This window comes from Phaeobacter sp. (genome assembly GCF_022825805.1).
In the GTDB taxonomy this organism is placed as follows: domain Bacteria; phylum Pseudomonadota; class Alphaproteobacteria; order Rhodobacterales; family Rhodobacteraceae; genus Phaeobacter.
Map to the genome: position 1 here is coordinate 22,527 of NZ_JAJDWC010000072.1, position 7,969 is coordinate 30,495.

Consider the following 7,969-nt stretch of genomic DNA (forward strand, 5'->3'; position numbering starts at 1 on the left):
ATGGGCGACATAGACGGCAGTTCTAACGCAGCGCAGGGCGCGCTGGGGAACGCAAACACAGCTGGTGAATTGGCACCAGCAGAACAGTCCGCCGGGTTTTTGGGGCGTATATTCAGCTCATTTGCGCCGGCCGAACGGGATGACGGCGAGGAGACGGTGCCGGGCGAGGATCCGCCTACACAGCCGCACGGGATGATCAACCTGCGCCGTCTGCGTGTTGAGGACGTGGCCATCCCCGCGGCAGAGATCACTGCCATTCCTGCCAACACCCCCCGTGATGAGCTGGTCCAGGTCTTTCGCGACAGCGGTTTCACCCGTGTGCCGATCTACGAAGGCACGCTGGATACGCCGATCGGCTTCGTCCACCTCAAGGACTTTGCCTTGATGCATGGATTCAACGGCAGTGATGCAGATTTCGATCTGGCCGACATGGCCCGACCATTGCTGTTTGTGCCACCGTCGATGCCAATTGGCGTTCTGTTGGCAAAAATGCAGGCAGAGCGGCGGCATATGGCCTTGGTCATCGATGAATACGGTGGTGTGGACGGTCTGCTGACGATCGAAGATCTGATCGAGCAGGTCGTTGGCGAAATCGAAGACGAGCATGATGCGGGCGAGGATCGCACCTGGGTGCGCGAAAAACCGGGCTGCTATCTGGCGCAGGCGCGCACACCGCTGGATGAATTCGAAAGCGAGATCGGCCGTTCCCTGACCAGCCATGATGATGTGGATGGGGAAGAAATCGACTCGTTGGGTGGCTTGGTCTTTATGCTGTCGGGCCGGGTGCCCGCCCGTGGTGAGGTGATCCAACACCCCGATGGGCCGGAGTTTGAGGTGCTCGACGCTGATCCAAGGCGCATCAAACGTTTGCGCGTGCGTCTGCCTGACACTGCGGCATGATCCAAATAGACGGTGATGTTGTTGCCGCTGGCGGCACAGGTGCAAGCCGTCTGCTGACCTATCTGGGCGCGCTTGTCCTTGGGGCGGGTCTGGCGCTTGGGCTGGCGCCGTTCCACTACGTCTGGTTGGTGCCTCTCTGTTTGGGTGGCGTTGGCGCCTTGGTGTTGCGCGCGCCCACCGCAAAGCACGCTGCGATTTTGGGCTGTATCCTGGGCACTGCGTATTTCGGCGTTGCGATGTCGTGGATCTATGAACCATTTCAGGTAGACGCTGACCGCTATGCTTGGATGGCGCCGTTTGCGGTGCTTGGGCTCGCATTCGGGCTGTCCTTGTTCTGGGCTTTGGCCTTTGGGGCGGTGGGCGCCGTTGCGCGGAGGCGCGATGTGTCCAGCCCGCGCGCTGCGATGGCCCGTTTGTGTTTGTTGATTGGGCTGTGGTCACTGGCTGAATTTGGCCGTGCCTATCTGCTCACCGGTTTGCCCTGGGCGGCCTTTGGCCAGTTCTGGATCGATACGCCTGTGATCCATCTTTTGCCCTATGTCGGCCCCCATGGTTTGGCTGTTCTGACACTGTTGGCGGGGCTGCCGCTTGCGCTGCTGCGGGTGCGGCCTGTTCTGGCGCTGGCACCGATTTGTGTCGTCTGCGCCGTGGTGCTGGCCGCGCCAAAGCCACCTGTTGCGCCGCTCGGATCTGATGTGGTGCGCATCGTGCAGCCAAATGCGCCGCAGGACGAAAAATGGCACCCCGATTTGCGCTGGTCCTTTGTGCGCCGCCAGGTCGCGTTCACCGAAGCCTCGGCAGACCCTGCGATTGGCGCGCCAGATTTGATTGTTTGGCCGGAAACAGCCGTTCCGATGATGTTGAATGACGCCGAGGATGTGCTGGCCCATATCGCCAAAGCGGCCGGTGATGCGCAGTTGTTGCTGGGAATACAGCGGCGGCAAGACGGGCGATACTACAACTCCGCAGTGGTGCTGGACCCTGATGGGACCCCAGGGCAGATCTATGACAAAGCGCATCTTGTGCCCTTTGGCGAATACATCCCGGCAGGCAATTTCATGGCCCGCTTTGGCATCTACGGTTTTGCCTCCCAGGCTGGGGCCGGATACGCTGCGGGACCCGGGCCGCAGATCCTGGATCTGGCGGTGGGCAAGGCGCTGCCATTGATCTGTTATGAGGCGGTATTTCCGCAGGATGTGAATGCCGCGCCAGAGCGACCTGCTGTGCTGATCCAGATCACCAATGATGCCTGGTTTGGTACGTTTTCCGGCCCCTTCCAGCATCTGGTTCAGGCGCGAATGCGGGCCATCGAACAGGGCCTGCCCATGGTCCGGGTGGCCAATACGGGTGTCTCTGCCATGATCGACCCCTATGGTCGGGTGCTGAAGGATATCCCTCTCGGGGAGGCAGGATTTGTGGATGCAATACTGCCGCTGCCGTTGCCCCCGACGCTTTATGCGCGCACGGGCGATTGGCCCGTGTTTGTCCTCTGCGTTGTGTTGGCGCTGGGTGGGGTGTTTTTTGTTTCTGGCCGTGCGCGACGGTCATAGCTGTTTAACCTCTGCGCCCTATGTTCCGCATTATTGATTGACGAAAAACGTCAGCCCGCGTAATGCGGTCCGATGATTGTCACAACGGCTTCCTGGCGTGGCAGTCTTAAACCTAACGGAGCACCTTTCCATGACACGACCAAATTACACGTTCACCTCGGAGTCCGTTTCCGAAGGCCACCCAGATAAGGTCTGTGACCGTATCTCGGACGCTGTTCTTGATGCCTTTCTGACCGAAGAGCCCGAGGCCCGCGTTGCGGCCGAAACCTTTGCCACCACCAATCGCGTGGTCATTGGTGGTGAGGTGGGTCTGTCTGATCAGGCAAAGCTGAGCGAATATATGGGCCGCATCGATGAAATCGCGCGCGCCTGCATCAAAGACATCGGCTACGAGCAAGACAAATTCCACCATGAGACGGTGGAAATCACCAATCTGCTGCACGAACAATCCGCGCATATCGCGCAGGGTGTCGATGCCGCCGCTGACAAAGACGAGGGTGCCGGCGACCAAGGCATCATGTTTGGGTTTGCGACCAATGAAACCACTGCGTTGATGCCAGCGCCGATTCAGTACAGCCACGCGATCCTGCGTCGCCTGGCTGAGGTGCGTAAAAACGGCACCGAGCCTGCGTTGGGTCCGGACGCAAAATCGCAGCTGTCCGTGGTCTATGAAAACGGCAAGCCTGTGCGCGTTAGCTCCCTGGTTCTGTCCACTCAGCATTTGGATGAATCGCTTACCTCCAACGACATTCGCGGCATTGTGGAACCCTATATTCGGGAAACGCTGCCCGACGGATGGTTGACCGATGAAACGGTCTGGCATGTGAACCCGACCGGCAAGTTTGTGATTGGCGGGCCGGATGGTGATGCCGGGCTGACGGGCCGTAAAATCATCGTCGACACCTATGGTGGCGCTGCTCCGCACGGTGGCGGTGCCTTCTCCGGCAAGGATCCAACCAAAGTGGACCGCTCCGCTGCCTATGCGGCGCGCTATCTTGCCAAAAACGTTGTGGCGGCAGGCATGGCAGACAAATGCACAATCCAGCTGTCTTACGCGATTGGGGTTTCCAAACCCCTGTCGATTTATGCCGACACCCACGGCACAGGCGAGATCCCTGCCGCAGCAATCGAAGCGGCAATCGACAAGGTCATGGATTTGACTCCTCGTGGGATCCGCTCGCATCTTGGTCTGAATAAACCGATCTATCAGCGGACCGCAGCCTATGGGCATTTCGGTCGCGAGCCAGAGGCAGACGGTGGGTTCAGCTGGGAACGTACCGACCTTGTCGAGGCGCTGCGCAAAGCGGTTTGATCGGGTCAGGCAGACCTTTGAAAAGTTAAAAAAGGGGCGGTTCATCCGCTCCTTTTTGCATTGAAAACGCTGTGAGCCATCAGCGCGGTCCCCTGGCGATGCCACACTCGGGGACAAGGCCACCATACTGCGACTTTGGCGGCCCATTGTGTGCTTGCGGTATCCTGTTGCAGGCATAAATCATTTCAAACCCGCCGGTATCTGGCAGGTATCAGATGGTGGGCTGGAGTTGCCTCGCGATTTGCGCATAGTCTATTCCTGCATAGATTTGCGCAAATCAGCTTCGGAACGCCAAATGATATCAGCACATGTCTTTTCCATCTTACGAAACGCGGCGACCGCCTGCGTGTTGGCCATCGTGGCTTGGGGTGGCCCCGCAGGACCCGTCGCGGCTGACGACCTGCCAGCGAAGTTCAAATTGGATGGCAACACGCTGATCTATGACACTGAACGCCCCGAAGATGACGAGGATCAGCTGGCTGCGGATGGGGTGATCTGGGAGATTAGCGACAGCGATATCGATGTGTTCGAAGCGATCTTGGGCCAGGATCCCACCATCAATCGGCTGCAGCTAAACAGCGGGGGTGGCAGTGTCTATGCAGGGGAACGCATCGCGCAATTGGTTGTGGACCACACTTTGGACACATGGGTCGTTGGAGAATGCGTCAGCGCCTGTGTCGATATCTTCTTGGCGGGCGAACAGCGGCAAATGACCCTGGGATCAAAGATCGGATTTCATCAGCGCGACTGGTCCCCGTCGGCGGTGCAAAGCTACTACCGCCGTTGGCGCAAAGATGAACAATGGGCCACGCCGTTTGAATTTGGCAGCTGGATTTATCGCGACACCCAGGCTGAGATTTTTCGTCATCTCGATTACATGATCAGCCGGGATGTCGACCCGGTCTTTGCCATTCGCACACTCGAGACTGCGCCTGAAAATGTGTGGTTCCCCTCCAGAATGCGTCTGGTTGCTGCAGGTGTTTTGCGCGCGGCACCATAGGCGGCGGGTTTCGATCTCTTGACCCAGCGATGCGGTTGGGGCAGATGGGCGGCCAGTTTCGACAGCCAATAGGAAATGCGCCCAATGTCTGATGACACAGAAAACAACCCTGCGCCAAGCGGTGATGCCCGGCCCAATGCGGTTGAGAAACATCAGAGCGGCGCACCCTGGCGTAATTTTTACGGCCGTCTCAAGGGCAAGCAACTGAAAGACAGCCAGCAGCGCTATCTTGACGAGGATCTGTCCGCGCTCAGCCCTGGTGCGGTTGGTTGGGACGAAAACCCTGATCGCCAGAAATTGGATCTGGGCACTTTGTTTGCGGGTCGTGATGTCTGGCTCGAGGTCGGGTTCGGTGGCGGGGAGCATTTGGTGCACCAAGCCACGAACAACCCGGACGTCGGCATCATTGGTGCGGAGCCGTATATCAACGGCGTTGCTATGCTCCTTGGGAAAATTCGCAGAGCCAAGGCAGGCAATATCCGGGTTCATCCGGGTGATGCTCGTGATCTGATGGATGTCTTGCCCGAGCAATCCATCTCCCGCGCGTTTCTGCTCTATCCTGATCCCTGGCCAAAGGCGCGCCACCATCGCCGTCGCTTTGTTACGGCAGAGCACCTGCAGCCGTTGGCCAAATGCCTCAAGCCCGGGGCGATTTTCCGGGTGGCGACCGATATTCCCGATTATGTGCGCCAGACGATGGAAGAGGTGCCCAAGGCCGGGTTTGAATGGCTCGCCGAAGGGCCAAGCGATTGGCGCGAACCTTGGGGCGATTGGATTTCCACGCGCTACGAGCAGAAAGCGCTGCGGGAAGGGCGCGCGCCTCATTACATGACATTCCGCCGCCTCTAATCGTCGCCTCTGACCGCCGTCTTGGAGGGGCGAGTTCGCCAACCGCGTTGAGACGCCTAGTGGGGCCAATCGTGGGTGGTTTTGGAAAACGCGCTGGACCGATCCCAAGCGATTGGGTAGGTCCAAGTGTGAACGCTAGCATTTGAAAGGTTCCTAATGTCCGCTCATGGCACGCCAATCCCGATGACCTCGCACCGCGCGGAGCCGCTCACTGGCGTCGCAGAGGTGCCGGGCGACAAGTCGATTTCTCATCGGTCCATCATTCTGGGCGCGCTGGCGGTTGGTGAAACCAAGATCACGGGCCTGTTGGAGGGCGAAGACGTCCTGGACACAGCCAAGGCGATGCGTGCAATGGGCGCTGAGGTGACCAAACACGAGGACGGCAGCTGGTCGGTCCATGGCGTTGGTGTTGGGGGTTTGGCCGAGCCAGATCAGGTGATCGACTGCGGCAACTCCGGAACTGGCGTGCGATTGATCATGGGGGTTATGGCCACGTCCCCGATCACAGCGACTTTCACGGGCGATGCAAGCTTGAACAAGCGCCCGATGGCCCGTGTGACGGATCCGCTGGCCCTGTTTGGCGCGCAATCTGTTGGCCGCAGTGAGGGCCGTCTGCCGATGACGATTGTTGGCGCTGCAGACCCAACGCCTGTGCGCTACACCGTGCCGGTGCCTTCGGCGCAGGTTAAATCTGCGGTCCTGCTGGCCGGGCTGAACGCACCTGGCAAGACCGTGGTGATCGAAAAAGAAGCGACCCGGGATCATTCCGAACGTATGCTTGCAGGCTTTGGTGCAGAGATCACGGTCGAAGACACCAACGAAGGCCGCGTGATTACCCTGACCGGTCAGCCCGAGTTGCAGGCCCAGCAGATAGCGGTTCCGCGCGATCCATCCAGCGCAGCTTTCCCTGTCTGTGCAGCGCTGATCACGCCAGGGTCGGATGTGCTGGTGCCGGGCATCGGGCTGAACCCGACCCGTGCCGGTCTGTTTTACACATTGCAGGACATGGGCGCGGATCTGACGTTTGAAAACATGCGCGAAGAGGGCGGTGAGCCTGTCGCGGATCTGCGCGCGAAATACTCTCCAGGCATGAAGGGGATTGAAGTGCCGCCCGAGCGCGCGGCCTCAATGATCGACGAATATCCGGTTCTGTCCGTTGTCGCATCGTTTGCGACCGGCAAGACCATGATGGCTGGCGTCAAAGAACTGCGCGTCAAGGAAAGCGACCGCATCGATGCGATGGCGCGTGGCCTGCGCGCCAATGGCGTGACTGTCGATGAGGGCGATGATTGGTGGTCCGTCGAAGGCATGGGGCCAGAGGGCGTCCCAGGTGGTGGCACCTGCGAAAGCTTCTTGGATCACCGGATTGCCATGTCCTTTATGGTCATGGGGATGGGGGCGCAGAAACCTGTGACAGTTGATGACAGCACGCCGATTGCCACATCATTCCCGATTTTCACCCCTTTGATGACGTCGCTTGGCGCCCGGCTTGAGACGCAGGCATGAGCTTCACCGTCGCCATAGATGGGCCCGCGGCGGCTGGTAAGGGAACCATTTCCCGTGCGGTTGCGCAGCATTTCGGTTTTGGGCATCTGGACACAGGGTTGCTTTACCGGGCGGTTGGCGCGCGCATGCTGGCCGGTGAAAAGCCCGTTGCGGCGGCGCAAGCCTTGCTGCCGGAGGATCTGAACCCAGAGGCGCTGCGGACCGCAGAGGTGGCTCAGGCGGCATCCAAAGTGGCGGTCATCCCCGAGGTGCGCGCGGCTTTGGTCGATTTTCAGCGCGCGTTTGCGCGCCGGGCAGGCGGGGCGGTTCTGGACGGGCGGGACATTGGCACGGTGATCTGCCCGCGTGCCCAGGCGAAACTGTTTGTGACTGCCAGCGCCGAAGTGCGCGCGACCCGGCGGCTAAAGGAATTGCTGGCAGCGGGTCACCCCACGACACTCGCGGAGGTCCTGGAGGATGTGAAAGCCCGGGATGCCCGCGATATGAACAGATCCGAGGCGCCGCTGAAACCGGCGCAGGATGCTGTGCAGATCGATACCAGCAGCCTGTCCATCGACGAAGCCGTGCAACTGGCCATCGCCGCGATTGAGGCGCGCCGCTGAACCGTCGGCCCGGGCCTTGGGCTGCGAGCGTGAAAACCTCACAAAATCTGCGATGCGACGGCAGGTCGCGTCCGGTCATTGGGCCTGAAGACGCCTGTTTTGCATGGTTCCTCTGTCGAGAACATTCTGAATTGTCCGGTGTAGGTAACATGCCAATTGTCCGCTTCAGTTAGTACCGCAGCAGCCCAAATCGGAACGAGCCGTAGGCGACTGGAGATTTGGGCTGCTGCGTTCGCACGCGTCGAAGCGG

General features: G+C 59.8%; 7 protein-coding genes and 1 riboswitch. All 7 genes read left to right on the plus strand.

The window, feature by feature from the left end; genetic code table 11:
• A complete protein-coding gene (locus Q0C28_RS07805; RefSeq protein ID WP_293574445.1) occupies positions 1–900 on the plus strand; it encodes a hemolysin family protein in 900 nt (299 codons plus the stop codon).
• Positions 897–2,450, plus strand: a complete 1,554-nt coding sequence (gene lnt / locus Q0C28_RS07810; protein WP_293574447.1) for an apolipoprotein N-acyltransferase — start codon at positions 897–899, stop codon at positions 2,448–2,450. The genes Q0C28_RS07805 and lnt overlap by 4 nt, the downstream gene beginning before the upstream one ends.
• Before the next feature lie 73 nt (positions 2,451–2,523).
• A riboswitch (SAM-SAH riboswitch) is annotated at positions 2,524–2,573 on the plus strand.
• Between the two features lie 7 nt (positions 2,574–2,580).
• Positions 2,581–3,762, plus strand: a complete 1,182-nt coding sequence (gene metK, locus Q0C28_RS07815) for a methionine adenosyltransferase (RefSeq protein WP_293574449.1) — start codon at positions 2,581–2,583, stop codon at positions 3,760–3,762.
• Between the two features lie 295 nt (positions 3,763–4,057).
• A complete protein-coding gene (locus tag Q0C28_RS07820) occupies positions 4,058–4,762 on the plus strand; it encodes a hypothetical protein (RefSeq protein WP_293574451.1) in 705 nt (234 codons plus the stop codon).
• Positions 4,763–4,846: 84 nt separating this feature from the next.
• Positions 4,847–5,611 carry a tRNA (guanosine(46)-N(7))-methyltransferase TrmB gene (locus Q0C28_RS07825; RefSeq protein WP_293574453.1) on the plus strand — a complete coding sequence of 255 codons (765 nt, stop codon included), beginning with the start codon at positions 4,847–4,849 and terminating at the stop codon, positions 5,609–5,611.
• Between the two features lie 156 nt (positions 5,612–5,767).
• The gene (aroA, locus tag Q0C28_RS07830; RefSeq protein ID WP_293574455.1) at positions 5,768–7,117 is read left to right on the plus strand and encodes a 3-phosphoshikimate 1-carboxyvinyltransferase; all 1,350 of its coding nucleotides are present in this window, start codon (positions 5,768–5,770) and stop codon (positions 7,115–7,117) included.
• Positions 7,114–7,719, plus strand: coding sequence for a (d)CMP kinase (cmk, locus tag Q0C28_RS07835; protein ID WP_293574457.1), 606 nt, complete (start codon positions 7,114–7,116; stop codon positions 7,717–7,719). The genes aroA and cmk overlap by 4 nt, the downstream gene beginning before the upstream one ends.
• The last annotated feature ends 250 nt before the right edge of the window (positions 7,720–7,969 follow it).

Excerpts from the sequence above, each read along its gene's own strand:
- Q0C28_RS07805 (WP_293574445.1), top strand. The coding sequence starts at position 1 with ATGGGCGACATAGACGGCAGTTCTAACGCAGCGCAGGGCGCGCTGGGG.
- lnt (WP_293574447.1), top strand. The coding sequence starts at position 897 with ATGATCCAAATAGACGGTGATGTTGTTGCCGCTGGCGGCACAGGTGCA.
- metK (WP_293574449.1), top strand. The coding sequence starts at position 2,581 with ATGACACGACCAAATTACACGTTCACCTCGGAGTCCGTTTCCGAAGGC.
- Q0C28_RS07820 (WP_293574451.1), top strand. The coding sequence starts at position 4,058 with ATGATATCAGCACATGTCTTTTCCATCTTACGAAACGCGGCGACCGCC.
- Q0C28_RS07825 (WP_293574453.1), top strand. The coding sequence starts at position 4,847 with ATGTCTGATGACACAGAAAACAACCCTGCGCCAAGCGGTGATGCCCGG.
- aroA (WP_293574455.1), top strand. The coding sequence starts at position 5,768 with ATGTCCGCTCATGGCACGCCAATCCCGATGACCTCGCACCGCGCGGAG.
- cmk (WP_293574457.1), top strand. The coding sequence starts at position 7,114 with ATGAGCTTCACCGTCGCCATAGATGGGCCCGCGGCGGCTGGTAAGGGA.